Annotated in this window: 21 protein-coding genes and 3 pseudogenes; 16 read left to right on the top strand and 8 right to left on the bottom strand. The window is 71.3% G+C overall.

Annotated features, from left to right (window positions below; translation table 11 throughout):
- The first annotated feature begins 259 nt into the window (after positions 1 to 259).
- Entirely contained in the window at positions 260 to 433 is a 174-nt protein-coding gene (locus tag AB0J21_RS12840) for a hypothetical protein (RefSeq protein WP_363145919.1), read from the top strand.
- A 117-nt stretch (positions 434 to 550) separates the two neighbouring features.
- Here AB0J21_RS12840 and AB0J21_RS12835 read toward each other — a convergent pair whose 3' ends face one another.
- The 3 genes and pseudogenes from AB0J21_RS12835 to AB0J21_RS12825 all read right to left on the bottom strand — a co-directional run.
- Positions 551 to 997 carry a hypothetical protein gene (locus AB0J21_RS12835; RefSeq protein WP_363145918.1) on the bottom strand — a complete coding sequence of 149 codons (447 nt, stop codon included), beginning with the start codon at positions 995 to 997 and terminating at the stop codon, positions 551 to 553.
- Positions 985 to 1,194, bottom strand: a pseudogene (locus AB0J21_RS12830) (ATP-binding protein); the annotation flags it as partial. The gene AB0J21_RS12835 and the pseudogene AB0J21_RS12830, both read right to left, overlap by 13 nt.
- A gap of 267 nt (positions 1,195 to 1,461) precedes the next feature.
- A pseudogene (locus AB0J21_RS12825) lies at positions 1,462 to 1,737 on the bottom strand (ATP-binding protein); the annotation flags it as partial.
- Between the two features lie 88 nt (positions 1,738 to 1,825).
- Between AB0J21_RS12825 and AB0J21_RS12820 the strand changes: the two are divergent.
- From AB0J21_RS12820 to AB0J21_RS12810, 3 genes are all read left to right on the top strand, one after another.
- The gene (locus AB0J21_RS12820) at positions 1,826 to 2,686 is read left to right on the top strand and encodes a helix-turn-helix transcriptional regulator (RefSeq protein ID WP_363145917.1); all 861 of its coding nucleotides are present in this window, start codon (positions 1,826 to 1,828) and stop codon (positions 2,684 to 2,686) included.
- Positions 2,687 to 2,929, top strand: coding sequence for a DUF397 domain-containing protein (locus AB0J21_RS12815; protein WP_363145916.1), 243 nt, complete (start codon positions 2,687 to 2,689; stop codon positions 2,927 to 2,929).
- A gap of 352 nt (positions 2,930 to 3,281) precedes the next feature.
- A complete protein-coding gene (locus tag AB0J21_RS12810) occupies positions 3,282 to 4,121 on the top strand; it encodes an SAM-dependent methyltransferase (RefSeq protein ID WP_363145915.1) in 840 nt (279 codons plus the stop codon).
- Positions 4,122 to 4,227: 106 nt separating this feature from the next.
- On the opposite strand, the gene AB0J21_RS12805 is transcribed toward AB0J21_RS12810, so the two are convergent.
- On the bottom strand, positions 4,228 to 4,659 hold the full coding sequence (locus AB0J21_RS12805) for an anthrone oxygenase family protein (protein WP_363146237.1): 432 nt from the start codon (positions 4,657 to 4,659) through the stop codon (positions 4,228 to 4,230).
- Between the two features lie 303 nt (positions 4,660 to 4,962).
- Between AB0J21_RS12805 and AB0J21_RS12800 the strand changes: the two genes are divergently transcribed.
- Both AB0J21_RS12800 and AB0J21_RS12795 read left to right on the top strand, forming a co-directional pair.
- Positions 4,963 to 5,613 carry a uridine kinase gene (locus tag AB0J21_RS12800; protein ID WP_363145914.1) on the top strand — a complete coding sequence of 217 codons (651 nt, stop codon included), beginning with the start codon at positions 4,963 to 4,965 and terminating at the stop codon, positions 5,611 to 5,613.
- A 106-nt stretch (positions 5,614 to 5,719) separates the two neighbouring features.
- The gene (locus tag AB0J21_RS12795) at positions 5,720 to 6,133 is read left to right on the top strand and encodes a CBS domain-containing protein (RefSeq protein ID WP_363145913.1); all 414 of its coding nucleotides are present in this window, start codon (positions 5,720 to 5,722) and stop codon (positions 6,131 to 6,133) included.
- 293 nt (positions 6,134 to 6,426) lie between these two features.
- Here the strand turns inward: AB0J21_RS12795 and AB0J21_RS12790 are convergent, their stop codons facing one another.
- A complete protein-coding gene (locus AB0J21_RS12790; protein WP_363145912.1) occupies positions 6,427 to 7,056 on the bottom strand; it encodes a methylated-DNA--[protein]-cysteine S-methyltransferase in 630 nt (209 codons plus the stop codon).
- A gap of 59 nt (positions 7,057 to 7,115) precedes the next feature.
- Positions 7,116 to 8,006: a glycerophosphodiester phosphodiesterase family protein gene (locus tag AB0J21_RS12785; RefSeq protein WP_363145911.1), complete on the bottom strand. Its 891-nt coding sequence runs from the start codon at positions 8,004 to 8,006 to the stop codon at positions 7,116 to 7,118.
- Between the two features lie 247 nt (positions 8,007 to 8,253).
- Here AB0J21_RS12785 and uvrB point away from each other — a divergent pair, with 247 nt between their 5' ends.
- The 4 genes from uvrB (at position 8,254) to aroQ (ending at position 13,414) form a co-directional block, all read left to right on the top strand.
- A complete protein-coding gene (uvrB, locus tag AB0J21_RS12780; protein WP_363145910.1) occupies positions 8,254 to 10,395 on the top strand; it encodes an excinuclease ABC subunit UvrB in 2,142 nt (713 codons plus the stop codon).
- A gap of 226 nt (positions 10,396 to 10,621) precedes the next feature.
- Positions 10,622 to 11,200, top strand: coding sequence for a TerD family protein (locus AB0J21_RS12775; RefSeq protein ID WP_363145909.1), 579 nt, complete (start codon positions 10,622 to 10,624; stop codon positions 11,198 to 11,200).
- 556 nt (positions 11,201 to 11,756) lie between these two features.
- Positions 11,757 to 12,803 carry a TerC family protein gene (locus tag AB0J21_RS12770; RefSeq protein ID WP_363145908.1) on the top strand — a complete coding sequence of 349 codons (1,047 nt, stop codon included), beginning with the start codon at positions 11,757 to 11,759 and terminating at the stop codon, positions 12,801 to 12,803.
- 155 nt (positions 12,804 to 12,958) lie between these two features.
- The gene (gene aroQ, locus AB0J21_RS12765) at positions 12,959 to 13,414 is read left to right on the top strand and encodes a type II 3-dehydroquinate dehydratase (RefSeq protein WP_363145907.1); all 456 of its coding nucleotides are present in this window, start codon (positions 12,959 to 12,961) and stop codon (positions 13,412 to 13,414) included.
- Positions 13,415 to 13,449: 35 nt separating this feature from the next.
- Here the strand turns inward: aroQ and AB0J21_RS12760 are convergent, their stop codons facing one another.
- Positions 13,450 to 14,106 (bottom strand): MBL fold metallo-hydrolase, encoded by a 657-nt coding sequence (locus AB0J21_RS12760; RefSeq protein ID WP_363145906.1) that lies wholly within the window; start codon positions 14,104 to 14,106, stop codon positions 13,450 to 13,452.
- Positions 14,107 to 14,742: 636 nt separating this feature from the next.
- Here AB0J21_RS12760 and uvrA point away from each other — a divergent pair.
- Positions 14,743 to 17,805 (top strand): excinuclease ABC subunit UvrA, encoded by a 3,063-nt coding sequence (gene uvrA / locus AB0J21_RS12755; RefSeq protein WP_363145905.1) that lies wholly within the window; start codon positions 14,743 to 14,745, stop codon positions 17,803 to 17,805.
- A gap of 133 nt (positions 17,806 to 17,938) precedes the next feature.
- Here uvrA and AB0J21_RS12750 read toward each other — a convergent pair whose 3' ends face one another.
- Positions 17,939 to 18,859 (bottom strand): carbohydrate kinase, encoded by a 921-nt coding sequence (locus tag AB0J21_RS12750; RefSeq protein WP_363145904.1) that lies wholly within the window; start codon positions 18,857 to 18,859, stop codon positions 17,939 to 17,941.
- 299 nt (positions 18,860 to 19,158) lie between these two features.
- Between AB0J21_RS12750 and uvrC the strand changes: the two are divergent.
- The 5 genes and pseudogenes from uvrC to gap form a co-directional block, all read left to right on the top strand.
- A pseudogene (gene uvrC / locus AB0J21_RS12745) lies at positions 19,159 to 21,129 on the top strand (excinuclease ABC subunit UvrC); the annotation flags it as partial.
- 517 nt (positions 21,130 to 21,646) lie between these two features.
- Complete coding sequence (gene rapZ, locus AB0J21_RS12740) at positions 21,647 to 22,582, top strand: RNase adapter RapZ (protein WP_363145903.1); 936 nt, start codon at positions 21,647 to 21,649, stop codon at positions 22,580 to 22,582.
- Positions 22,579 to 23,619 (top strand): uridine diphosphate-N-acetylglucosamine-binding protein YvcK, encoded by a 1,041-nt coding sequence (gene yvcK, locus AB0J21_RS12735; RefSeq protein WP_363145902.1) that lies wholly within the window; start codon positions 22,579 to 22,581, stop codon positions 23,617 to 23,619. Before rapZ ends, yvcK begins: the two co-directional genes overlap by 4 nt.
- Complete coding sequence (gene whiA, locus AB0J21_RS12730; RefSeq protein ID WP_363145901.1) at positions 23,610 to 24,599, top strand: DNA-binding protein WhiA; 990 nt, start codon at positions 23,610 to 23,612, stop codon at positions 24,597 to 24,599. Before yvcK ends, whiA begins: the two co-directional genes overlap by 10 nt.
- A 406-nt stretch (positions 24,600 to 25,005) precedes the next feature.
- On the top strand, positions 25,006 to 26,013 hold the full coding sequence (gap, locus tag AB0J21_RS12725) for a type I glyceraldehyde-3-phosphate dehydrogenase (protein ID WP_363145900.1): 1,008 nt from the start codon (positions 25,006 to 25,008) through the stop codon (positions 26,011 to 26,013).
- Positions 26,014 to 26,116 lie beyond the last annotated feature (103 nt).

The raw sequence follows: 26,116 nt of genomic DNA, 5'->3' as shown, positions 1-26,116 counted from the left end.
CCCCGCGCGCACCGCGCGATCCCTCGCGCTGTCATAAGCCGGGGGCAAACAGGTGACGGAAAGGTCACAGTGCGGCCCAGGACGTCCACTTGTGCGTCATTCTCGACAAGCCCGTACCGCACCGACCGCCGACAGGCCACCGCCATCAGCGTGACGTGGACGTGCGGGCCGTCGTTGTCTCGGGCGAGACCGGCCGGCCGACGACGGACGAGAGCGGCCGACGACGCGACGGACACGACGGACAGGACGGGGTGGAGCCGTGAACAAGCGAGTGGTGCTGGAGCGTTTCCCTGCGGGCGGCCCGCGGGGCTCCTGGCCGGCCGAGGAGTTCGCCCGTGCCCTGCGCGGGGAGGGGACGGCCGCCGAAGTGGTCATGGACCTGGCTCAGGACGTGTTCCTGGTCATCGTCCGCGCCCGGGAGGCCCGGGACTGAACCGGTCGCGAGCCGGGACGGCCGACGCGCACCAGGCCCCGCACCCGCGCGCGTGGCCCGGGTGCCGGTCCGGCGACGGGCGCGAGCCCCCGTATCAGGGGCCGTGGCAGCCGGTGCTCAGCCCGTGGCGGGGGCCGGCCGTGACCACGCCGGCAAGGTGTCGGTGAGCCGGCACAGCGTCACGTACAGCGGAATGGGCGGCGTGTACGGAGCCTTGCCCGAGGGACGGTGCAGCAGCTCCGGCTCGCGTCGGCTGTCGGGAACCAGCGCCCCGGCGGCGTAGTGCACGGGTGCCGGCCACTCCAGGGCGACGTCCGAGCCCGAGGGCACGATCCACCACCAGCGGCCGCCGTCACTGAAGACGCAGCCCATTCTCGGCAGCCGGCCCATCACCCGCCGGGCCAGCGCCTCGGGCACCCCGACGGCGTCCGTACCCATCGACGTGGTCATCCCGTTCGGTACGGACAGCTTGACCAGCGCACCGCGCTCCGCTCCGCGCCCCTTGCCGCGAGCGAGGCCCAGCAGCGTGTCCAGGCCCAGCGAACGTGCCGTCACCGTGTGCATTCAGCTCCCTCTTCCCGGGGCAGCTCCGCCCAGACGACCAGTCCCGAACCGTGCTCCGCCTCATGGGTCCCCCAGGCGGTACTCACCGCGGCGACCAGGAACAGGCCCCGCCCGTGCTCGTCCTGCGGGTTCTGCCGCGGGCTTTCGGGCACCCCGCTGCACCCCTCGTCCCGCACGGCTATGAACAACCGGGCACCGCCGCCCGTACGGGCCCCGCCTCCCGTACGGACGACGGGCGCCCCGGCCCCGGCGGCGGAAGCGGCCACGGGGTGGCCCTCGGCCGGAAGCCCGGCGGACGCAGGGCGGGCAGCGGAGGCGGACCGCACCTGAAGCGGGTCCACGCCGTCTCTGACATCGATGTCCAGGGCGCCCGGGGCGATACGACTCTCTGGCACCGCGCGGTGTCCCCCCGTGCGTGGCGTACGGCCCGAGTCTCTCCCTCTCGGGGAGCCCTCCTCCGGAGCGCGCACCTCGCGCAGCTCGCAGACGATCTGCCGGCTGCTCGTGTGCACGATCGCGTTGGTGACCAGCTCGGAGACGACCAGGGTCGCCGCCTCGCACGTGTCCTCGGCGACGGACCAGCCGGTGAGCTGGGCACGAGTGAGCCTCCGGGCCTGCGCGGCAGAGCCCGGATGCGCTGCCAGCTCGAAGCTCGCGCAGCGATCGGTGGCCTGGTTGGTGATTAACGGAGCGGACGGAATCACGTGTGCCACTATCGCCCCGCCGCGAACACTTGGCAAGGGTCACTCTGAAAAGTCCAAAGTGCAGTGTGCTTCAGTTGCGACGCATGGCACACTGCTCGGGAACTGTTCGCCAAGGGAGGTCGACGTGAGCGAACCGCGGTCCGCGCCGACCGTTGGTCAGGTGGTCCTGGGCAAGCGCCTGCAGGACCTGCGCGAGAACGCCGGCTTCAGCCGAGAACAGGCGGCCAAGGTCCTGCGTGTCGCCCCCGCCACGGTCCGTCGCATGGAAACGGCCGAGGTCGCGCTGAAGATTCCGTACCTTCAGCTCCTGCTTCAGTCCTACGGCGCGTCCGCCGAAGAGGCCGAAGCCTTCGTCACCCTCGCGGAGGACGCGAACCAGCCCGGTTGGTGGCAGCGGTACCACGACATCCTTCCCGGCTGGTTCAGCATGTACGTCAGCCTCGAAGGGGCCGCCGGCCTCATCCGCAGCTACGAACCGCACTTCGTCCCGGGTCTGCTCCAGACCGAGGACTACGCGCGGGCCGTGATGCTCGCCGGTTCCCTCGGCCGCACCGGCCCCGAGGACGTCGAGCGGCACGTGGACCTCCGGCTGCGCCGTCAGAAACTTCTCGTACGGGAGGACGCCCCGCGCCTGTGGGTCGTCATGGACGAGACGGTGCTGCGCCGGCCGGCGGGGGAGCCGAGGATCATGCGCGAGCAGATCGACCGGCTGCTCGAAGTCTCCGCCCTCCCCCATGTGACCCTCCAGATCGCCGAGTTCAGCGCCGGGCCGCACCCCGGCACCTTCGGACCCTTCGTCCTGTTCCGATTCCCCATGCCCGAACTCCCGGACATGGTCTACGTGGAGTACCTCACCGGCGCCGTCTACCTCGACGGGCGACCGGAAGTGGCCACGTATCTGGAGGTCATGGACCACATGGCGGCTCACGCCGCTACTGCACAACGCACAAAGGAGGTCCTCCGGGATGTCCGCAAGGAGCTGTGAATGGACCGCGTCCGGATATACAACGGCATGCCCGCGGGGGAGCTCGGCAGCGTCGGCTGGCACAAACCGTGGAGCGGCGGTAACGGCGGCAACTGCGTGGAGGCCATGAAACTGGCCGACGGACGGATCGCGTTCCGGCAGTCCGCCGATCCCGAAGGCCCGGCGCTCATCTACACCCCGGCCGAGATCACCGCCTTCATCCAGGGGGCCAAGGCCGGACAGGCGGACTTCCTCCTGTCCTGAGCCGCGCGGCTCCGCCTCCCCCCAACCCCCACCCACGCGCTCCCTTGCTGGTGGGACCGCCTTCCCCCTCCTTCCCTTCGGCTCTTCCCGCACCGGCCGGGGCTCGGCTCCACGAGCCCCGGCGTTTTCGTGTCCGGACACATTCACGGCATCCCGGTGGCCCCCCGCACGCACGGCGCCCCGCGACATAGCATCTGGTGAGTCCGACCGGCCGCCCGCGCGCGACCGGCCCCGCCGGGCGCCGGCGAGGACCGCGGTGCGCATCCACCGGCCCGCCTGACGGGCCGTCCGTCGCACCACCTCTGTTCGCACTCTGTTCCGCCCTCCCGTCACCGGATTACAGGAGCGTCACATGACCGGGCACGACATACCCTCCCCTTCCGCCTCGGGCGGCACCGCGCCCCTGCCGCCCGTCGACACCACCCGGCCCCACCCCGCCCGCATCTACGACTGGTTCCTCGGCGGCAAGGACAACTACGTGGTCGACGAGGAGATGGGGAAGCAACTGAGCCTCCTCGAACCCCGTGTCGCGGACATGGCCGTCGCCAACCGCTCCTTCATGCGCGCTGCCACCCGCTGGACCGCCGAGCAGGGCACCCGCCAGTTCCTCGACGTCGGCACCGGCATCCCGACCGAACCCAACCTGCACCAGGTCGCCCAGAGCGTGGCCCCGGAATCGCGCGTCGTCTACGCCGACAACGACCCGATCGTGCTGCGCCACGCCGAAGCACTGCTGCGCAGCACCCCCGAGGGCGTCACCGAATACGTGCAGGCCGACGCCCGCAAAACGGAGAGCATCCTCGAAGCGGCGGGCTCCGTCCTCGACTTCGACCGGCCCGTCACGCTCTCCCTCATCGCGCTCATGCACTTCATCTCCGACGAGCAGGGCGCCTACGACATCGTGCGGGGGCTCGTGGAACCACTCGCCCCCGGCAGCTACCTCGTCCTCACGCAGGGCACCGCGGACTTCAACCCGGGGAAGGCGGACGACGCCCTCGACCTCTACCGGAAGAGCGGCATCACCATGGCGCTGCGCCACCGTGACGGCGTCGAGCGCTTCTTCGAGGGCCTCGAACCCCTGGGCCCCGGCGTGGTCCCCCTCGGCGAGTGGGCGCCCGGGGACGCCGAGCGCGTCCCCACGCCGGACGGCCGACCGCTCCCCGGCTGGGTGGGGATCGCCCGCAAGAACTGACGGCCGGGTACGGGGACCGGCCACCGCGCGCGAGCCCGGCCCGGCCGGGAGCCGGCGGCCGGCCCGTACTGCCGCGCCCCGGGTGCTGCCGCCGCCGGCCGGGCCCTCAGCTCCCCCCGGCCAGGGCCAGGACGAGGGAGATCAGCGCGGCCGCCGAGGCACCGCACCGTATGTGGTTCCACACCGTCCACTCGGCGAGGTAGCGCCGCCACGGCTCCTCACTCGTGGCAGCCTGCGGATCGATCGCCTCCAGAGCGGTGTTGCGCGGCACGTTGGCCGCCGCCGTCACACCGAAGCCGCCGACGAGATACAGCCCGCAGCCCAGCAGCACCTCCGTCAACCCGCTCTCCGGGCGCCGCACCAGGGTGACCACGGCCGCCGTCGCGCACAGCACGGCGGCGCCCAGGAACACCGCGAGGAAGAGCGGGTTGACGATCACCTTGTTGATCCGCTGCATCGCGGCCAGCCCCTGGGGCGGTGGCAACTGACGCAGCGCCGGCATCACCGAGACGGAGAAGGCGAAGAACACGCCCGCCATCAGCCCGCAGCACACCGCCGCCGCCAACACCAGCAGGAAATGCGGGCCTTCCAGTGAGGAGCCCTCGGCCTGCCACAACGACTCGGTCTTCATGATCCCCCGATCCACATACGGACGGTCACACCACGTGACCGCCGACGGGATCAAGTGAAGCGGCCCCCGAGCGCTTTGACCATGCCTGTGGACAACTCTCGTGAACCGGCACTCACCCGAACGGGTGGCACCCGTGCCCCGCCGCCCGGCGTCGGCTCCCGGAGGGCCCGCCCCTCGTCTCCGCGCGGGCCGACCGGCAGGATGGACCCCGTGCGATTCGAAGCGATCACCTGGGAACGGCTCACCGCGTCCCTCGCCGAGCAGCTGCTGACCACGGAGCCCGCCGACGGCGGGGAGCGGGTCCGGGCCGCCTTCGACGGCGCCCCCGCGGCCCGCCCCGGGGACCTCGCCGAGAGCGTCGCGGGAGCGCTGCGCGAACGCGGACGCTTCGCGCTGCCCGTCGCCACCGAGGGATTCCTGCGCCCGGCCTCGCTGCGCTACGAGTACGGGCACAAGGACCCCGCCTCCTACTACTCCGGCTGGTTCGACGTCCCCGCGCTCTGGCGCGAGGTGTTCGGCCCCCTCGACCCCGGCGGCGAGGGGCGCGTCCTGCCCGACCTGTGGGATCCGCTCACCGACCGGGCCACCCGCTCCCCGTACGTGACGCTGCCGCCCGGCGGCTTCCTCCTGCTGCACGGACCGCTGCTGTTCGGGCACTGGTTCCCCATCGACCTCGGTGTGCACCTCTCACTCAGCGAGGGAGCGCTGCGCCGGCGCACCCCGCAGGACGAGCAGTGGACCCTGCCCGCCTTCGCCCGCTACGAGGAGGACACCGCCCCCGCCGAGGTCGCGGACATCCTGGTGCGGGCCGACGACCCCCGGCATCCCGCCTGGCGGCCACCTGGCCATTACGCCGAGTGAGCGTAGCCCGCGCTGCGGGTGCGCACCGTGTGGTATGCGGTGAGAATGGCGAGGGCCGGACGGCGCCGCTCTGCCCGGACGGCCAACGGCACCCCAGGAGGTATCGATGACGAACGCCGCAGACATCATGAACCGTGGGGCCCAGTGGATTCCCGCCCACGAGACGCTCGACCGCGCCGCCCAGGTGATGCGGGACCACCGGCTCGGGGCGCTTCCCATCGCCGACGCGGACGAGCGGATGCGGGGCATCCTCACGGACCGTGACATCGTCGTGGACTGCGTCGCCAAGGGGCACGACCCCGCGAAGACCACCGCCGGTGACATGGCGCAGGGCACGCCGCGCTGGATTCCCGCCGACGCGGATCTCGACGAGGTCCTGCGCGAGATGGAGGAGCACCGCGTCCGCAGGCTGCCCGTGATCGAGGGGAAGCGACTGGTCGGCATGATCAGCGAGGCCGACCTCGCCGCACACCTGAGCGGGGAGCAGTTCGCGACCTGGGCGTCCCGCGTCTACGCGTAGAACCGGCCCGCCACCACGCGCGACCCCCGGAAGGGGTGGACACGGCTGTTCGCCCGCCGTGTCCACCCCTTCCGGGGGTCCACCGCCGAGGGGGCGGCGGCTCGGGAGCACGTGCGGGCACGCACACCTTCGCCGCGTGCGCTCTCATCCCGGCGTCCGTCCTCGTCAGGGCGTCCCGAGCCCGTCGGTCGCCGCGTCCGTGTTCCGCACTGCGTTTCGCGCTCGCCCCCGCGTCCGCCCTCGTCACGGCGTCCCACGCCCGTCACCGTCCGCCTCGGCACTCGCCGTCCGCCTCAGAACAAGGGCTGCGGCAGGACTCCCTCCAACTCCAGAAGCCTGCGCTTGGTCTCCACGCCGCCCCCGAAACCGCCGATGCCACCGTCCCGTTCCACGACACGGTGGCACGGCACGACGACCGGCAGCGGATTGGCTCCCATGGCGATCCCCACCGCCTGCGCGGCTCCCGGCTGCCCGACCCGCCGGGCGAGGTCCCCGTAGCCGACGACCGAGCCGAACGGCACCCCGCTCTCCAGCTCACGCAGCACCTGGCGGTGGAACCCGGTGGTCAACGACCAGTCCAGCGGCAGCGTGAAGCGCGTGCGACGGCCGGCGAAGTACTCCTCGAACTCGGCTCGGGCGGCGGCCAGCACCGCCTGACCGGACACCGGATCGGCGGCGCCGCCCAGCCGGCCGGTCAACCGCTCCAGCTCGGCCTCCCGTATCTCCTCGCCCGCGTGGAACACGACGCGCAACAGGCCGGTGCCGGTCGCGGCCAGCAGCAGGGGACCGATCGGGGTCCGCAGCACGCTCCAGGACCAGCCGGCCGGACCCGGACCGCCTGCCGACGCGCCGCCGCCCGGGCTCTCCCCGTCGCCGCCCCGGGTCGCCTCGCCCCGGTCCGCCGACCGCGTGTGACTGTTCATGCCCACACCGTACGACCCGCCACCGACACCGGCACGGGGCCGCTCGGCGGAGCGGAGCGTCAGTCCTCCAGGGCCGCCCGCACCACGTCCGGGGCGTTGGTGATCACTCCGTCCACGCCGTAGCCCGCCGCGCGCCGGGTGTCGTCCGCCGTGTCCACGGTCCAGGTGAACACCTCCAGCGGCTTGGCGTGCGGTCCCTTGAGGGCGTGCACCGCGGCCACGTAGTCCCCGTCGATGGTCACGTGCGAGGAGTTGATCTGGTCCGCGAACTTCGCGTACTCGGGCAGTTCCTTGATCTGCGGCGTACCGAGGTAGCCGGTCTTCACCTCGGGCCGTTGCTCGTGCACGGTGCGTACGCTCGCCGCGTCGAAGCTCTGGACCACGAGCCGGTCACGGACGTGCGAGCGGTCCAGCCAGCCGTCCCGCCGCAGCGCGTCGAGGGTCTGCCGCTCGATGCCCGGGTACAGATCGGGGCTCTTGAGCTCCAGGATCAGGTTCTGGTGGTTCCGGGTCACCCGCCGCATGTACTGGTCCAGCGTCGGGATGCGGGCCCCCTCGAACTCCTGCCCGAACCAGCCGCCCGCGTCCAGCCGGGCGATCTCGGCCGCCGTGAAATCGCGGACGTTCCACGGCGCCCGGTCGGGAAAGACCTGCTCCACGTCGGTCGTCCGGGTCAGCGTCGTGTCGTGCAGCACGACGAGCTTGCCGTCCTTCGTGCGCTGGACGTCGTTCTCGACCCAGCGGAAACCCAGCTCGGCCGCCCGGTCGACCGCGGCCAGCGTGTTCTCGGGGGCCTGCTTGGCGGCGCCCCGGTGGGCGACGACCGTCACGTCCTGCGGCGACCGGTCCCGCAGGACGGTGTCCGCTGCCGCCGAAGTGGCGGGGAGACCGATCAGCGCACCGGCCCCCACGAGCGCGACGGCGACCGCTGCGGCGGAACGAGCAAACATGGAAGCTCCTGGTGTTCGCGGGTTCACTGACTGTACGAGAGTGGCCGTCCGCGTGCGACAGGAAGCGGACGGGGGATGGCCGTCCGGCGAACGGCCCGGCAAGAACCGGCCACCCGCTCCGCCGCCCCGGATGGCCGGGAGGCACCGCCGCCGCACTCGCTTCCAGGGCGTCGCTGCGCCACCCGGGTGGCCCCGCGACTTCTCCGTCGGCCGACGGTTGTCAGTGGCTGGTCGTACGGTGGATTCCATGCGGCCCGTATCCCACATCGAACGCACGGTGGCGCCTTTCGAGGTCGTCAGCCCGTACCAGCCGAGCGGCGACCAGCCGGCAGCCATCGCCGAGCTCGAAAAGCGCATCCGCGGGGGCGAGAAGGACGTCGTCCTGCTGGGAGCGACCGGTACCGGCAAGTCCGCGACCACCGCGTGGATGATCGAGAAGCTCCAGCGCCCCACCCTGGTCATGGCGCCCAACAAGACCCTGGCCGCCCAGCTCGCCAACGAGTTCCGCGAACTGCTGCCGAACAACGCGGTCGAGTACTTCGTGTCCTACTACGACTACTACCAGCCCGAGGCGTACGTCCCCCAGTCGGACACCTACATCGAGAAGGACTCCTCGGTCAACGAGGAGGTCGAGCGCCTGCGGCACTCCGCGACCAACTCCCTGCTCACCCGCAGGGACGTCGTGGTCGTCGCCTCCGTCTCCTGCATCTACGGCCTCGGCACACCGCAGGAGTACGTGGACCGCATGGTCCCCCTGCGGGTGGGCGCCGAGATCGACCGCGACGACCTGCTGCGCCGCTTCGTCGAGATCCAGTACACGCGCAACGACGTGGCCTTCACCCGGGGCACCTTCCGGGTGCGCGGCGACACCATCGAGATCTTCCCGGTCTACGAGGAGCTGGCCGTCCGCATCGAGATGTTCGGCGACGAGATCGAGGCGCTGTCGACCCTGCACCCGCTCACCGGCGAGGTCATCAGCGACGACGAGCACCTGTACATCTTTCCCGCCTCGCACTACATCGCCGGTCCCGAGCGCATGGAGCGCGCGATCAACGGAATCGAGAAGGAGCTGGAGGAGCGCCTCGCCGAACTGGACGGACAGGGCAAGCTCCTGGAGTCCCAGCGGCTGCGGATGCGCACCACCTACGACATCGAGATGCTCCGCCAGATCGGCACCTGCTCCGGCGTGGAGAACTACTCGATGCACTTCGACGACCGTGCGCCCGGCACGGCGCCGAACACCCTGCTCGACTACTTCCCCGAGGACTTCCTCCTCGTCATCGACGAGTCGCACAACACGGTCCCGCAGATCGGCGCGATGTACGAAGGGGACGCCTCCCGCAAGCGGACCCTCGTCGACCACGGTTTCCGGCTGCCCTCGGCCCTCGACAACCGTCCGCTGAAGTGGGAGGAGTTCCTCGGCCGCATCGGCCAGACGGTGTTCCTGTCCGCGACGCCCGGCAAGTACGAGCTCTCGCGCGCCGACGGCTACGTCGAGCAGATCATCCGGCCCACCGGGCTCGTCGACCCGCAGATCGTCGTGAAGCCCACCGAGGGACAGATCGACGATCTCGTGCACGAGATCCGCGAGCGCACCGACAAGGACGAGCGGGTCCTGGTCACCACCCTCACCAAGAAGATGGCCGAGGACCTCACCGACTACTTCCTCGAACTCGGCATCCGGGTCCGCTATCTGCACAGCGACGTGGACACCCTGCGCCGGGTCGAACTGCTGCGGGAACTGCGTTCCGGGGAGTACGACGTCCTCGTCGGCATCAACCTGCTCCGTGAGGGACTCGACCTGCCGGAGGTGTCCCTCGTGGCCATCCTCGACGCCGACAAGGAGGGCTTCCTGCGCTCCGGTACCTCCCTGATCCAGACGATCGGCCGCGCGGCGCGCAACGTCTCCGGCCAGGTCCACATGTACGCGGACAGGATCACCCCGGCGATGGAGCGGGCCATCGACGAGACCAACCGCCGTCGCGAGAAGCAGATCGCCTACAACGAGGAACGCGGCCTCGATCCGCAGCCACTGCGCAAGAAGATCAACGACATCGTCGCGGCCATCGCCCGCGAGGACGTGGACACCGAGCAGCTCCTCGGCACCGGGTACCGGCAGTCCAAGGACGGCAAGGGCGTCAAGACGCCGGTGCCGGCGCTCGGCGGACAGGGCAAGGCGGCCGCCGCGAAGGGCAAGAAGGGCAGGGCCAAGGACGCCACCCCCACCGACCGCCCCGTCGAACAACTCACCCAGCAGATCGAGGACATGACCGCACGCATGCGGGCCGCCGCGGCCGACCTCCAGTTCGAGGTCGCCGCCCGGCTGCGGGACGAGGTCTCCGAGATGAAGAAGGAGCTGCGCCAGATGAAGGAAGGCGGGCTCTCCTGACCCGGGACCGGGGCCACTGATCCGGAGGGCGTGGCCCCGGGGGGGCGTTCCGGGGTTCCCGTCCGGGCGCACGGGGTACGGCACCGGTCGGACGACATGTCGCAGGAGCGGCACAATCCGTGTGCGCGGGCTGCGGAAGCCGGGTTCCCGGTGCGAGAGTGCGAGCGGCCGCGTCCACGGGGCGCCGGCCCGCAGCCGCGCCACCACCACCGGAAGGGGACCACGCGTGACGGTCAACATGACCAAGGGCCAGGCCATCAGCCTGAGCAAGAGCGACGGGGGCACGCTGACAGCGGTCCGGATGGGCCTCGGCTGGCAGGCCGCCCGCAAACGCGGACTGTTCGGCTCGCGCACGCGCGAGATCGACCTGGACGCGTCCGCGGTGCTCTTCGCCGACAAGCGCCGCGTCGACGAGGTCTTCTTCCAGCACCTCGTGAGCAATGACGGCTCGGTCCGGCACACCGGGGACAACCTGGTCGGCGGGGCCGGGCAGGGGGACGACGACGAGTCGATCCTCGTCGACCTGCAACAGGTACCCGAGCGCGTCGACCAGATCGTCTTCACGGTGAACTCCTTCACCGGACAGACCTTCCAGGAGGTGCAGAACGCGTTCTGCCGGCTCGTCGACGAGACGACGGGCGAGGAACTGGCGCGCTACACCCTCGCGGGCGGCGGCCGGTACACGGCGCAGATCATGGCCAAGGTGCACCGCTCGGGGGGTGGCTGGCAGATGACCGCCCTCGGGTCACCCTCGGAGGGCCGCACCTTTCAGGACCTCATGCCCGCCATCCTGCCGCTCCTGTGACCCCGGACCCGGGCGGCGCTCCCGCGTGACGGGCGTGCGGCCGAGGCGCGCCTCACCCCCGGCCGCATGCCCCACCGCCCGCAAACGCTTTGGCCGCACGCCCGCATGCCCCACCGCCCGCAAACGCTTTGGCCGCACGCCCGCATGCCCCACCGCCCGCAAACGCTTCGGCCGCACGCCGCACGCCGCACGCCGCACGCCGCACGATCACGCCGTTGCGCGGGGCCGAGCGGCTGAATCCCCGGGCGGCTTTGCTGCCGGCCCAGGAGCGGGAACGGCCCCTCGCGCCCCGACGGAGCGCCCCTCCGGGCGCCCTCGGCGTCGGGACGCACCATCGACAGGCCGATCCCTTGGGGATTCTTTTACCAATCTCTTTACATCCCTTGGTTTTTTCGCGTAGGTTGAGCGTCACGGAGGGGAGTACTCCTCAAGCGGCGTGCCCGTCAATACGGATCAACCGATCCCGGGGCGCCGGCCAGGGGCAGGGACCCCGGGTGGAAGAGACCTCCGGCAGCGACGAGCTGATCATCTGCCGTGACGTACTGCCGGAGGCGCAGTGAACATCTCTCTCACCGTGTGGCTACTGACGATCGTGGCCTTGTGCGCCCTGATCGCGGTCGACTTCTTCATCGGCCGTAAACCCCACGACGTGTCCATGAAGGAAGCCGGCATCTGGACGGTGGTCTGGGTCACCCTGGCCTGCCTCTTCGGGCTGGGGCTGCTGATCTTCGGCGGAGGGAAACAGGGCGGGGAGTTCTTCGCCGGGTTCATCACCGAGAAGTCCCTCAGCGTCGACAACCTCTTCGTCTTCGTCCTGATCATGGCGAAGTTCGCGGTCCCCACGAAGTACCAGCAGCGGGTCCTGCTGATCGGCGTCCTGATCGCCCTGGTCCTGCGGACGGCGTTCATCCTGGCCGGGGCCGCGATGATCTCCAGCTTCTCCTGGATCTTCTACATCTTCGGCGCCTTCCTGATCTACACCGCCTGGAAGCTCATCCAGGAGGCCAGGAGCGACGAGGAGGACGAGGAGTTCGAGGAGAACAAGCTCCTCAAGTCCCTGGAACGCCGCTTCGGGGTCGCCGACCGCTATCACGGCACGAAGCTGTTCCTGAGGCAGAACGGCAAGCGGATCATGACGCCGATGCTCGCCGTGATCCTCGCCATCGGCACGACCGACGTCCTCTTCGCCCTCGACTCCATCCCGGCGATCTTCGGTCTCACCCAGGACCCGTACATCGTCTTCACCGCCAACGCCTTCGCCCTGATGGGGCTGCGCCAGCTCTACTTCCTCATCGGCGGACTGCTCAGGAAGCTGGTCCACCTGAGCTACGGCCTGTCGATCATCCTCGGGTTCATCGGCGTGAAGCTGGTCCTGCACGCGCTGCACGAGAACGGGGTGCACGTGCCGGAGATCCCGACCGTCGTCTCGCTCGGCGTGATCGTGCTCGTCCTCGCCGTCACCACCGTGACCAGCCTCCTCGCCTCCCGCAAGCAGGAGCGGGCGGCGGTGCGGGACGCGGCGGGCACCGGTGGCGAGGAGGGTGACAAGAACTCGGCCCAGTCGTCCAGGGACGGGGACGGCAGGGCCGGCCTGAGGCGCTGACCGCGGCCGGCGCGCCTCACCGCGTGGCCCTCGTCCGCCATGGGGACGGACGAGGGCCACGCCTCTCCACGCCTCTCCAGCGGCCCGCGCCAGCCGCCCGGCGCGGGTCCCGTGATAGACCTCCGGGTGCAGCGCCGAACCGCACCGGAGGAACCATGGCCCACACGCTCGCGACCGCCCCGATCATGATCCTGAACGGGCCGAACCTCGACCTTCTGGGACAGCGGCAGCCCGAGATCTACGGCAGCGAGAGCCTCGCCGACATCGAGGCGCTGTGCACCGGGACCGCGGCGCGCCACGGCGGCACCGTGGACTTCCGGCAGAGCAATCACGAGGGCGAACTGATCGACTGGGTGCACGAGGCCCGGCTGCACCACGCGGGGATCGTCATCAACCCCGCCGCCTACTCACACACTTCGGTCGCCCTGCTCGACGCCCTCAACGCGTGCGACGGGCTCCCCGTGATCGAGGTGCACATCTCCAACATCCACCGGCGCGAGCAGTTCCGGCACCACAGCTACGTCTCACTGCGCGCCGACGGGGTCATCGCGGGCTGCGGAGTGCAGGGGTACGCCTTCGGGGTGGAGCGCGTGGCCGCGCTCGCCGGCTGAACCCACCCGCCCCGGCGGCCCGCTGTCGCCGGTCGTCACCAACCCCGCGCGCGCCACTCCGGCAGATGCGGGCGTTCCGCGCCGAGCGAGGTGTCCTCGCCGTGGCCCGGGTACACCCAGGTCTCGTCGGGCAGCCGCGCGAACAGCCGGGTCTCCACGTCGTCGATCAGCTGCGCGAAGGCCGCGGGGTCGGAATGCGTGTTGCCGACCCCGCCGGGGAACAGGCAGTCGCCGGTGAACACGTGCGGGGAGCCGTCCGGATCGTCGTAGACCAGGGCGATCGACCCCGGTGTGTGCCCGCGAAGGTGCCGTACGGTCAGCCCCACCCGGCCCACCCTGACCAGGTCGCCGTCGTCCACCGGCGCGTCCGTCGCGACCGGGATGCCCTCGACGTCCTCGCGCCCCGCGCAGGTCAGCGCGCCGGTGCGGGACACGACCTCGGCGAGAGCCTGCCAGTGGTCGGGGTGGCGGTGCGTCGTCGCCACCGTGCGGATGCCGTCCTCGCCGACGAGTGTCAGCAGCGTGTCGGCGTCGTTGGCCGCGTCGATCAGCAACTGCTCACCGGTCTGTCGGCACCGGAGCAGATAGGCGTTGTTGTCCATCGGGCCGACCGCGACCTTCGAGATGATCAGGTCGCGCAGCTCGTGCACGTCCGCCGGGCCACCGACTCGCACTTTCCCGCTGTACGTCATGGCGGTCACCCTAGACGAACCGGGGCCCGGCCCCGCCCTCGCGCGTGCCACGCGGGCGAGGGCGCGCCCGTCACCGCGGCGGCCGTGACGTGTCAACCGCCCGCGCGTTGTGCAGGGCGCCCGCTCGTGTCCCGTGACCGCCCTATCGCACCGCGTACCACTCGTCGGCCCGGCATGGGTATCGATCGCGTGACTCATGCCGCCTCCACCACTCGTCCGGGTGAAGGTGGCGGACCTGGGCCCAAAATCGAATGTGCGTGCTATACGCTCGGGGAGGCAGTCGAGAGGCATCCTTGAGGAGCATCCTGGAGGGTGGCACCGCGACCGCCGGAATCGACGGCGGGCCCGTGGTGTTGCACGAGGAGCGGTGAGCGTCTCCGGGGGAGCGCCGTCGAACCGGCCGCCCGCCGGGTCCGGAGCCATCCGGGCGGCGAGCGCCGTCACACCCGGGGCGCCCAGCCGTCCAGGGCCGACCGACCAGCATGTTCACCGCAGCATCGCCGTCCATCGCTGAGGCGGGCCGCGCCTTCCCGGTTGCCACCGGAGGGCCCCGGCCACGACCGGGCCGATGGTCCAGACAGTTCTCCGAGGCAGGGCCACCGCCCCGCTTCTGCCGACAGAAAGGTGCGGACCGGCGTGGCCGACCGTCTCATCATCCGTGGAGCGCGCGAGCACAATCTGAGGAACGTCTCGCTCGACCTCCCCAGGGACTCGCTCATCGTCTTCACGGGCCTCTCCGGGTCGGGCAAGTCCTCTCTCGCCTTCGACACGATCTTCGCCGAGGGCCAGCGCCGCTACGTGGAGTCCCTGTCCTCGTACGCCCGGCAGTTCCTCGGCCAGATGGACAAGCCCGATGTCGACTTCATCGAGGGCCTGTCCCCGGCCGTCTCCATCGACCAGAAGTCGACCTCGCGCAATCCGCGCTCCACGGTCGGCACCATCACCGAGGTCTACGACTACCTGCGCCTGCTGTTCGCGCGGATCGGCAAACCGCACTGCCCCGAGTGCGGGCGCCCCATCGCGCGGCAGTCGCCCCAGCAGATCGTGGACAAGGTCCTTGGCCTGCCCGAGGGCAGCCGCTTCCAGGTGCTGTCCCCGCTCGTGCGCGAGCGCAAGGGCGAGTTCGTCGACCTGTTCGCCGACCTCCAGACCAAGGGCTACAGCCGCGCCCGGGTCGACGGCGAGACCGTCCAGCTCACCGAGCCGCCCAAGCTCAAGAAGCAGGAGAAGCACACCATCGAGGTGGTCATCGACCGCCTCACGGTCAAGGAGAGCGCCAAGCGCCGCCTGACCGACTCGGTCGAGACGGCGCTCGGCCTGTCGGGCGGCATGGTCGTCCTCGACTTCGTCGACCTGGAGGCCGACGACCCCGAGCGCGAGCGCATGTACTCCGAGCACCTCTACTGCGCGTACGACGACCTCTCCTTCGAGGAGCTTGAGCCGCGCTCCTTCTCCTTCAACTCCCCGTTCGGCGCCTGCCCCGAGTGCAGCGGCATCGGTACGCGGATGGAGGTCGACCCCGAGCTGATCGTGCCCGACGAGGACAAGTCCCTCGACGAGGGCGCCATCCACCCGTGGTCGCACGGTCACTCCAAGGAGTACTTCGGCCGCCTCGTCGGCGCCCTCGCCGACGCGCTCGGCTTCCGTACCGACATCCCCTTCGCCGGGCTGCCGCAGCGCGCCAAGAAGGCCCTGCTGTACGGCCACAAGACGCAGATCGAGGTCCGCTACCGCAACCGCTACGGCCGCGAGCGGGTCTACACGACCCCCTTCGAGGGGGCGGTGCCCTTCGTGAAGCGGCGCCACTCGGAGGCGGAGAGCGACACCAGCAGGGAGCGCTTCGAGGGCTACATGCGCGAAGTGCCCTGCCCCGAGTGCCACGGAACCCGGCTCAAGCCGATCGTGCTCGCGGTCACCGTGATGGGCAAGTCCATCGCCGAGGTCTCCGCGATGTCCATCACCGACTGCGCCGACTTCCTCGCCGAACTCCGGCTCAGCGGCCGGGACAAGAAGATCGCCGAGCGGGTGCTCAAGGAGGTCAACGAGCGGCTGCGCTTCCTGGTCGACGTGGGCCTGGACTACCTCTCGCTCAACCGCGCGGCCGGCACGCTGTCCGGCGGCGAGGCCCAGCGCATCCGGCTCGCCACCCAGATCGGCTCCGGACTCGTCGGCGTCCTCTACGTCCTGGACGAGCCGTCCATCGGCCTGCACCAGCGCGACAACCACCGGCTCATCGAGACCCTGGTGCGGCTGCGGGACATGGGCAACACCCTGATCGTGGTCGAGCACGACGAGGACACCATCAAGGTCGCCGACTGGGTCGTGGACATCGGCCCCGGCGCCGGCGAGCACGGCGGAAAGGTCGTGCACAGCGGTGAGCTGGCCGGGCTGCTGACCAACAAGGAGTCGCTGACCGGTCAGTACCTCGCGGGCAAGCGCGCCATCGCGGTGCCCGACGTACGCAGGCCGGTCGACCCGAAGCGGCACCTGACCGTGTTCGGCGCGAAGGAGAACAACCTCCGCGACATCGACGTGTCCTTCCCGCTCGGTGTGCTCACCGCCGTGACCGGGGTCTCCGGCTCCGGGAAGTCCACGCTGGTCAACGACATCCTCTACACGCACCTCGCGCGCGAGCTGAACGGGGCCCGTTCGGTCCCCGGCCGGCACACCCGGGTCGAGGGCGACGACCAGGTCGACAAGGTCGTGCACGTCGACCAGTCGCCCATCGGCCGCACCCCCCGGTCCAACCCGGCGACCTACACCGGCGTCTTCGACCACGTGCGCAGGCTGTTCGCCGAGACGATGGAGGCGAAGGTGCGCGGCTACCTGCCGGGCCGCTTCTCCTTCAACGTCAAGGGCGGCCGCTGCGAGAACTGCGCGGGCGACGGCACGATCAAGATCGAGATGAACTTCCTCCCGGACGTCTACGTCCCGTGCGAGGTCTGCCACGGCGCCCGGTACAACCGGGAGACCCTGGAGGTCCACTACAAGGGCAAGTCCATCGCCGAGGTCCTGGACATGCCGATCGAGGAGGCCTGCGACTTCTTCGAGGCGGTCCCCGCCATCTCCCGGCACCTGCGCACCCTGGACGACGTCGGCCTCGGCTACGTCCGGCTCGGCCAGTCCGCGCCGACCCTCTCGGGCGGCGAGGCGCAGCGTGTGAAGCTCGCGAGCGAACTCCAGAAGCGTTCGACCGGCCGCACCGTCTACGTCCTGGACGAGCCGACCACCGGCCTGCACTTCGAGGACATCAGCAAGCTCATCAAGGTGCTGTCCGGCCTCGTGGACAAGGGCAACACGGTCATCGTCATCGAGCACAACCTCGACGTGATCAAGACTGCCGACTGGGTCGTCGACATGGGCCCCGAGGGTGGCAACGGCGGCGGCGTCGTGGTCGCCGAGGGCACCCCCGAGGAGGTCGCCGCCGAGCCCGCGAGCCACACCGGTCGCTTCCTCGGCGAGGTCCTCGGCCCGCAGGCCGTCGCCGAGGCGGCGGCCCGGCCCGCCAGGAAGACGGCCGCCCGGCGGTCCGGGGCCGCCAAGAAGACGCCCGGCCAGATCGTCCCCGGCCAGAGCGCCGCGCGGAAGACCACGGCCGCCAAGGGCGCCGGAGCCAAGGCCAAGGCGGCCACGGGCACAGGGGCCGGCCCGGCGAAGAAGTCCGCTCCCGCGAAGCGGACGGCCCGCAAGAACGCGTAGGCGGACGGCTCGTAGGAGCTGACGGGGCGCGCGGGCGCCGAAGCGAAGGGCCGGGGTCCGGACAAGGACCCCGGCCCTTCGCCGTCCCTCGGGGCCTGGCCTCCCAGGAGGCCAGGCCCTGCCGCGTCCCGGATCAGTCCAGCTCGTGCGCGTACGGCGGCTGGGCCCCGGCCCGGGAACAGGTCACCGCCGCCGCCCGTGCCGCGTAACCGAGGACGTCCTCCCAGCCCGCCGCGCCCAGACCCGCGAGCCCCTCCGGGCTCAGGGCGCCCCGGGACTCCAGCCGGTGCAGCAGCGCCGCGTTGACCGTGTCACCCGCCCCGATCGTGTCGACCACTTTCACGGCGACCCCCGGCACCCGGTAGGTGGCGCCCTGACGCGTCCGTACGCTCAGGCCCTCCCCGCCGTGCGTGATCACCACGGCCGACGGACCGAGCCGCAACCAGTCCTCCGGGCCGCCGCCCAGCCAGCGCGCGTCCTCCTCTGACAGCTTGAGCAGGCTCACGTACGGCAGCCAGGAGCGGAAGCGCTCCCGGTAGGCCGCGGGGCCGGCGATCAGCCCCGGGCGGATGTTCGGGTCGAGCAGGGTGAACACCCCGGCCGCCGACTGCTCGCGCAGCAGCTCCTCGTACGCGCTCGCGCCCGGCTCCAGCACGAGGGAACAGGTCCCGAAGCACACCGCCGTGACGTCCTGCGGCAGGTTCGTCGGCAGAGAGAACAGGCGGTCCGCCGTGCCCTCCGCGTAGAACGTGTACCCGGCGGAGCCGTCCTGGCCGAGCACCGCGACGGCGAGCGTCGTCGGCTCCGGGCCGCGCTGCACCCCCGAGGTGTCCACGCCCGCCGTCTCCAGGCGCGCGATCAGCTCCGTGCCGAAACCGTCGGCCGAGACCCGGGAACAGAACGCCGTGCCGCTCCCGAGCCGCCCCAGCGCGACCGCCGTGTTGAACGGGCCGCCGCCCGGCGCGGGCGTGAGCGGGGCGAGCGGTCCGGTCCCCTCCCCGGCGCCGGGCTGCGGGACAAGATCGATCAGGGCCTCTCCAGCGACCACGAGCACGGGACGTCCTTTCGCGAGCGGGCGGCGCGCCGCCCACGGCAACGGGCCCGGCGCGGCCCACAGGGTAGGCCCTGGACACCGGAGGGGGACGTCCGGCCGGGGAACGGGCCGCGCGGCCGTGCGAACGGGCGCCCCCACGGCGGAAAGCGGAAAGGGGCCGGCGGACGGGGCGCCGGACCGGCCCGCATGGGTCACCGGCGTAACAGGTGCGCGACCGCACGGGAAACACCTGCCGAGACGAGGCGCCGAGGCGACCGGGCGGCCCCGGAGTGTCGGTGCGCGACAGTAGGGTGTCAGGCATGGCCGACCCGTCCAGCTACCGCCCCCAGCCGGGCCAGATTCCCGACACCCCGGGCGTCTACCGCTTCCGCGACGAACACCGCAGGGTGATCTACGTCGGGAAGGCCAAGAGCCTGCGCCAGCGGCTCGCCAACTACTTCCAGGACCTCGCGCACCTGCACCCGCGCACCCGCACCATGGTCACCACGGCGGCCTCCGTGGAGTGGACGGTCGTGTCCACCGAGGTCGAGGCGCTCCAACTGGAGTACTCCTGGATCAAGGAGTTCGACCCGCGCTTCAACGTCAAGTACCGCGACGACAAGAGCTACCCCTACCTCGCGGTCACGATGAACGAGCAGTTCCCGCGCGCCCAGGTCCTGCGCGGCCAGAAGAAGAAGGGCGTGCGCTACTTCGGTCCGTACGGCCACGCCTGGGCGATCCGCGACACGGTCGACCTGCTGCTGCGCGTCTTCCCCGTGCGCACCTGCTCGGCCGGCGTCTTCCGCAACGCCGCCCGCACCGGCCGCCCCTGCCTGCTCGGCTACATCGACAAGTGCTCGGCGCCCTGCGTCGGCCGGATCAGCCCCGAGGACCACCGGGACCTCGCCGAGGACTTCTGCCACTTCATGGCCGGCCACACCGGCACCTACCTGCGCCGCCTCGAACAGCGCATGGCCGACGCCGCCGAGGAGATGGAGTACGAGCGCGCCGCCCGGCTGCGCGACGACATCGGGGCGCTCAAGCGGGCGATGGAGAAGAGCGCCGTCGTCCTCGCCGACGCGACCGACGCCGACCTGATCGCGGTCGCCGAGGACGAGCTGGAGGCGGCCGTCCAGATCTTCCACGTGCGCGGCGGCCGGGTGCGCGGACAGCGCGGCTGGGTCACCGACAAGGTCGAGGCCGTCACCACCGCCGACCTCGTCGAGCACGCCCTCCAGCAGCTCTACGGCGAGGAGCGCGGCGACGCCGTACCGAAGGAGGTCCTCGTCCCCGCCCTGCCGGAGCCGGTCGAGCCGGTGCAGGAGTGGCTGACCGAGCGGCGCGGCTCCCAGGTCTCGCTGCGCATCCCGCAGCGCGGCGACAAACGCGCCCTCATGGAGACCGTGCAGCGCAACGCCCAGCAGTCCCTCGTCCTGCACAAGACCAAGCGGGCCTCCGACCTCACGACCCGCTCCCGCGCCCTGGAGGAGATCGCCGAGGCCCTCGACCTGGACAGCGCGCCCCTGCGCGTCGAGTGCTACGACATCTCCCACCTCCAGGGCGACGACGTGGTCGCCTCGATGGTGGTCTTCGAGGACGGGCTCGCCCGCAAGAGCGAGTACCGGCGCTTCCAGATCAAGGGCTTCGAGGGCCAGGACGACGTCCGCTCGATGCACGAGGTCATCACCCGCCGCTTCCGCCGCTACCTGGTCGAGAAGGAACGCACGGGGGAGTGGACCGAGGACGAACTCGACGGCCCCGTCGAGACCGCCGAGGAGGACGGCCGGCCCAAGCGCTTCGCCTACCCGCCGCAGCTCGTCGTGGTCGACGGCGGCCAGCCCCAGGTCGCGGCGGCGCAGCGCGCCCTGGACGAACTCGGCATCGACGACATCGCGGTGTGCGGGCTCGCCAAGCGGCTGGAGGAGGTGTGGGTGCCCGGGGAGCAGGATCCGGTCGTGCTGCCGCGTACCAGCGAGGGCCTGTACCTGCTCCAGCGGGTGCGTGACGAGGCGCACCGCTTCGCCATCACCTACCAGCGCAGCAAGCGGGCGAAGCGCTTCCGGGCCGGTCCGCTGGACGAGGTCCCCGGCCTCGGCCAGACCCGCAAGCAGGCGCTGCTCAAGCACTTCGGCTCGGTCAAGAGACTGCGCGCGGCGACCCTCGACCAGATCTGCGAGGTCCCCGGCATAGGCAGGAAGACCGCCGAGACCATCCTCGCGACCTTCGCTCGGGCCGCTCCGGCCGGACCGGCCGTGAACACCGCGACCGGCGAGATCGTCGAGGACGAGGACGAGACCGTGCCGACGCGGGAGCCCGCCGCTCAGGAGGGCGAGCCAGAACCCGTCGCCGAACCCGCCCCCGTCCACGAACCCGCCCCCGACACCGCCGTGGCGGCGAAGGGCGGCGAGGGCGCGGACCCCGCCGCGGCGGCGGACGAGAGCGCCACCGCGTACGAGCACGAGGACACCGCGCACGGGGACGGTGACTTGGCCCCGGCCGCGGCACCCGGCGAAAGTCCGTCCGCTTCCGCCGCGCATTCGACGCGGACGGACCAGGCGAGCACGATGGGGGACGGCGGCCCCGCCGACGACTGGCCGCGCGCCCCGCTCGGGCCGCGGGAGGCCGCGCCCACGCCCGGGACGGACGACACCCGGCAGGGCGGTCCGCGGTCCACCGGGCACCGCCCAGGGGCGCCCGCCCCGGTACGGCGGGACACGGCGGGGGCCCCGGACGAGCACAGTGGAGAGCAGTCCGCGCGCCCGGGCACCCCGGACCCGGCGCGGCGGACCGACGACGGGGGTACACACCATGACGCAGCACGAACGGGACGGAGAACAGGTGAGTACGGGCACGAGCAGTGAGCCGGGCCAGAGCACGGAGACGGCGATCCCCGAACTGGTGATCATCTCCGGCATGTCGGGCGCCGGCCGCAGCACGGCCGCGAAGTGTCTGGAGGACCTCGGCTGGTTCGTCGTCGACAACCTGCCGCCGGCGCTGATCCCCACCATGGTGGAGCTGGGCGCCCGTTCGCAGGGCAACGTCGCGCGGATCGCCGTCGTCGTGGACGTACGGGGGCGGCGTTTCTTCGACAACCTCCGGGAGTCGCTGGCCGACCTGGAGTCCAAGCACGTCACCCGGCGGATCGTCTTCCTGGAGTCCTCCGACGACGCCCTGGTGCGCCGCTTCGAGTCGGTGCGACGCCCGCACCCCCTCCAGGGCGACGGCCGGATCGTCGACGGCATCGCCGCCGAACGCGACCTGCTGCGCGAACTGCGCGGGGACGCCGACCTGGTGATCGACACCTCCAGCCTCAACGTGCACGAACTACGCGCGAAGATGGACGCCCAGTTCGCCGGCGACGAGGAGCCCGAACTGCGGGCCACCGTCATGTCCTTCGGCTTCAAGTACGGGCTGCCGGTCGACGCCGACCTCGTCGTCGACATGCGCTTCCTGCCCAACCCGCACTGGGTCCCGGAGCTGAAGCCCTACACGGGGCTGAACGAGGAGGTCTCCAACTTCGTCCTCAGCCAGCCGGGCGCCAAGGAGTTCCTCGACCGCTACACCGAGCTGCTCCAGCTCATCGCGGCCGGCTACCGCCGCGAGGGCAAGCGCTACGTGACGGTCGCCGTGGGCTGCACGGGCGGCAAGCACCGCTCGGTCGCGATGTCCGAGAAGCTCGCCGCGCGGCTGGTCGCCGAAGGGGTGGAGACGGTCGTCGTCCACCGGGACATGGGCCGCGAATGACCGCACGCCCACGCCGCCTGGGGCGGCTGCGCCGCACGGGGGAGGGGCCGGCGCCCAAACCGCGCAGGCGCGGCACCCAGCCCAAGGTCGTCGCCCTCGGCGGCGGCATGGGCCTGTCCGCCTCCCTCGCCGCGCTGCGCCGGATCACCGGGGAGCTGACCGCCGTGGTCACCGTCGCCGACGACGGCGGCTCCAGCGGCCGGCTCCGCGACGAGCTGGGCGTCCTGCCGCCCGGCGACCTGCGCAAGGCGCTGGCCGCGCTGTGCGGGGACGACGACTGGGGACAGACCTGGTCCCGGGTCATCCAGCACCGCTTCGCCAGCCGCGGCGACCTGCACGGCCACGCGGTCGGCAACCTGCTGATCGTGGCGCTGTGGGAACAACTGGGCGATCACGTGGCCGCGCTCGACCTGGTCGGCACCCTGCTCGGGGCGCACGGCCGGGTGCTGCCCATGTCGGCGGTGCCCCTCGAACTCCAGGCCCTCGTGCGCGGCCACGACCCCGAGCGGCCCGAGGAGGTCGACCTCGTGCGGGGGCAGGCCACCGTGGCCCTGACCCCGGGGGAGGTCCAGTCGGTGCACGTCGTGCCCGCCGACCCGCCGGCCGTCCCGGAGGCCGTCGAGGCGGTCCTCGACGCCGACTGGGTCGTGCTCGGTCCCGGCTCCTGGTTCTCCTCCGTGATCCCGCACCTTCTGGTGCCCGAACTGCTCGACGCGCTCGCCGACACGCGGGCCCGCAAAGTGCTCTCGCTCAACCTCGTACCGCAACCCGGCGAAACCGCGGGCTTCTCTCCGCAGCGTCATTTGGAGGTTTTGGCCCGACACGCCCCTAAACTCGCCTTCGACGTGGTGCTGGCCGACGAGGCTGCCGTACCCGACCGCGCCTCGCTCGACGAGGCCGCAAAGCGGTTCGACGCAACGGTGGAGCTGGCCCCGGTCGCACGGCCCGACGGTGTTCCGAAGCACGACCCGGAGCTGCTGGCGGCCGCGTACGACCGTATTTTTCGGATGCATGGAAGGATCGGCCCATGGCGATGACGGCAGCGGTGAAGGATGAGATTTCCCGGCTTCCCGTCACCCGGACCTGCTGTCGGAAAGCTGAGGTCTCGGCGATCCTGCGGTTCGCGGGCGGGCTGCACCTGGTGAGCGGACGCATCGTGATCGAGGCGGAGCTGGACACCGGGATCGCGGCGCGCAGGTTGCGCAAGGACATTCTGGAGATCTTCGGGCACGCTTCCGACCTCGTGGTGATGGCTCCCAGCGGACTGCGCCGGGGTTCGCGCTACGTCGTTCGGGTGGTTGCGGGCGGTGATCAGCTCGCCCGGCAGACCGGGCTCGTGGACGGCAGGGGCCGCCCCATCCGGGGCCTGCCCCCGCAGGTGGTCTCGGGGGCCACCTGCGACGCGGAGGCCGCCTGGCGCGGGGCCTTCCTCGCGCACGGCTCCCTCACCGAGCCGGGCCGTTCCTCCTCGCTGGAGGTGACCTGCCCGGGCCCCGAGGCGGCGCTCGCCCTGGTGGGCGCGGCGCGGCGGCTGTCGATCGCGGCGAAGGCCCGTGAGGTGCGCGGGGTGGACCGGGTCGTGGTGCGGGACGGCGACGCGATCGGCGCGCTGCTGACCCGGCTGGGCGCCCACGAGTCGGTACTGGCCTGGGAGGAGCGGCGGATGCGCCGCGAGGTGCGGGCCACCGCCAACCGGCTCGCCAACTTCGACGACGCCAACCTGCGCCGTTCCGCGCGGGCCGCGGTGGCCGCCGGGGCGCGCGTGCAGCGGGCCCTGGAGATCCTCGGCGAGGAGGTCCCCGAGCATCTGGCCGCCGCCGGGCGGCTGCGCATGGAGCACAAGCAGGCGAGCCTGGAGGAACTGGGCGCGCTCGCCGATCCGCCCCTGACCAAGGACGCGGTGGCGGGCCGGATCAGGCGGCTGCTGGCCATGGCCGACAAGCGCGCGTGCGACCTCGGCATCCCGGGCACCGAGTCGACCCTGACGGAGGAACTGGCCGACAGCATGGTCGGCTGACACCCCGTTCGCGCCGACCCGCGCGCCCCCGCCCGAAGCCGCCGGAGGATGATTCCCCGGCGGCTTCGGGCTGCTCGGACGGGCCGCTCGGACGGGCGGGGTGGACGACATCGGAGCAGGGCGACGGGCGGCTTCGTCCGCCCGTCGCCCCGCCCCTCACTCCACCCGCGTAGAACGATGTCGGGAACGTGCCCCACACATGGCGTCCGGGTGTCTCAGAAGAGCGGTCGTCCGGCGCTACTGGCCAGTATTCAAGCGGCTACTGACCAGTAAGGATCTCCTGGTCGCCCGTGCCCCGCTCGATGTCACCAGCCGTGCCCATGAGAGGTAGGGTCGAAGGTGGTCGGGGACTTCCCATACAACTCGCCGGCGTCGAAAACCGGCGTACCAACGAGGAGATCGGTTCGTGACGATCCGCGTAGGCATCAACGGCTTTGGCCGCATCGGTCGCAATTACTTCCGCGCCCTGCTTCAGCAGGGTGCGGACATCGAGATCGTGGCAGTCAACGACCTGGGTGACACCGCGACCACCGCACACCTGCTCAAGTACGACACGATGCTGGGCACGCTGACGGAGGAGGTGTCGCACACCGCCGACACCATCACCGTCGGCTCGCGCACCATCAAGGTCCTCTCGGAGCGCAACCCGGCGGACATCCCCTGGGGTGAGCTGGGCGTCGACATCGTGATCGAGTCGACCGGCATCTTCACCAAGAAGGCCGACGCGGAGAAGCACATCGCCGGTGGCGCCAAGAAGGTCCTCATCTCGGCTCCGGCCAAGGACGAGGACATCACCATCGTGATGGGCGTCAACGAGGACAAGTACGACCCGGCGCAGCACAACGTCATCTCCAACGCGTCCTGCACCACCAACTGTGTGGCGCCGATGGCGAAGGTTCTCGACGAGAACTTCGGCATCAAGAAGGGTCTGATGACGACCGTTCACGCGTACACGAACGACCAGCGCATCCTGGACTTCCCGCACAAGGACCTGCGCCGCGCCCGGGCCGCCGCCGAGAACATCATCCCGACCACGACGGGTGCCGCCAAGGCCACCGCCCTGGTCCTGCCCCAGCTCAAGGGCAAGCTCGACGGCATCGCGATGCGCGTCCCGGTCCCGGTCGGCTCGGTCACCGACCTGGTCGTCACCCTGGACCGCGAGGTCACCAAGGACGAGGTCAACGCCGCGTTCGAGAAGGCCAGCCAGGAGGGCAGCCTCGCCGGGCGGCTCGTCTACACCGCCGACCCGATCGTGTCCTCGGACATCGTCGGCACCCCGGCCTCCTGCACCTTCGACTCCGAGCTGACGATGGCCGAGGGCAACCAGGTCAAGATCATCGGCTGGTACGACAACGAGTGGGGCTACTCCAACCGCCTCGTGGACCTCACGGTCTTCGTCGGCGACAAGCTCTGACCGCGAGCCGGTAAGGCAGCACGGTGCGGGCGGCAGGGTCCGGGCGGCGCGAACCAGCGCGGCACGGGCCCTGCTCGCTTGTGCGTGATGCCCCCGCGGGGCG

Source organism: Streptomyces sp. NPDC049954 (assembly GCF_040656295.1).
In the GTDB taxonomy this organism is placed as follows: domain Bacteria; phylum Actinomycetota; class Actinomycetes; order Streptomycetales; family Streptomycetaceae; genus Streptomyces.
The sequence above is the reverse complement of the archived record's forward strand: the minus strand, read 5'-3'. Positions and strand labels throughout refer to the sequence as shown.

Coding starts and splice junctions, on each gene's coding strand:
- AB0J21_RS12835 (WP_363145918.1), bottom strand. CDS start 997: ATGCACACGGTGACGGCACGTTCGCTGGGCCTGGACACGCTGCTGGGC.
- AB0J21_RS12815 (WP_363145916.1), top strand. CDS start 2,687: ATGGACCGCGTCCGGATATACAACGGCATGCCCGCGGGGGAGCTCGGC.
- AB0J21_RS12810 (WP_363145915.1), top strand. CDS start 3,282: ATGACCGGGCACGACATACCCTCCCCTTCCGCCTCGGGCGGCACCGCG.
- AB0J21_RS12805 (WP_363146237.1), bottom strand. CDS start 4,659: ATGGCGGGCGTGTTCTTCGCCTTCTCCGTCTCGGTGATGCCGGCGCTG.
- AB0J21_RS12795 (WP_363145913.1), top strand. CDS start 5,720: ATGACGAACGCCGCAGACATCATGAACCGTGGGGCCCAGTGGATTCCC.
- AB0J21_RS12790 (WP_363145912.1), bottom strand. CDS start 7,056: ATGAACAGTCACACGCGGTCGGCGGACCGGGGCGAGGCGACCCGGGGC.
- AB0J21_RS12785 (WP_363145911.1), bottom strand. CDS start 8,006: ATGTTTGCTCGTTCCGCCGCAGCGGTCGCCGTCGCGCTCGTGGGGGCC.
- uvrB (WP_363145910.1), top strand. CDS start 8,254: ATGCGGCCCGTATCCCACATCGAACGCACGGTGGCGCCTTTCGAGGTC.
- aroQ (WP_363145907.1), top strand. CDS start 12,959: ATGGCCCACACGCTCGCGACCGCCCCGATCATGATCCTGAACGGGCCG.
- AB0J21_RS12760 (WP_363145906.1), bottom strand. CDS start 14,106: ATGACGTACAGCGGGAAAGTGCGAGTCGGTGGCCCGGCGGACGTGCAC.
- rapZ (WP_363145903.1), top strand. CDS start 21,647: ATGACGCAGCACGAACGGGACGGAGAACAGGTGAGTACGGGCACGAGC.
- yvcK (WP_363145902.1), top strand. CDS start 22,579: ATGACCGCACGCCCACGCCGCCTGGGGCGGCTGCGCCGCACGGGGGAG.
- whiA (WP_363145901.1), top strand. CDS start 23,610: ATGGCGATGACGGCAGCGGTGAAGGATGAGATTTCCCGGCTTCCCGTC.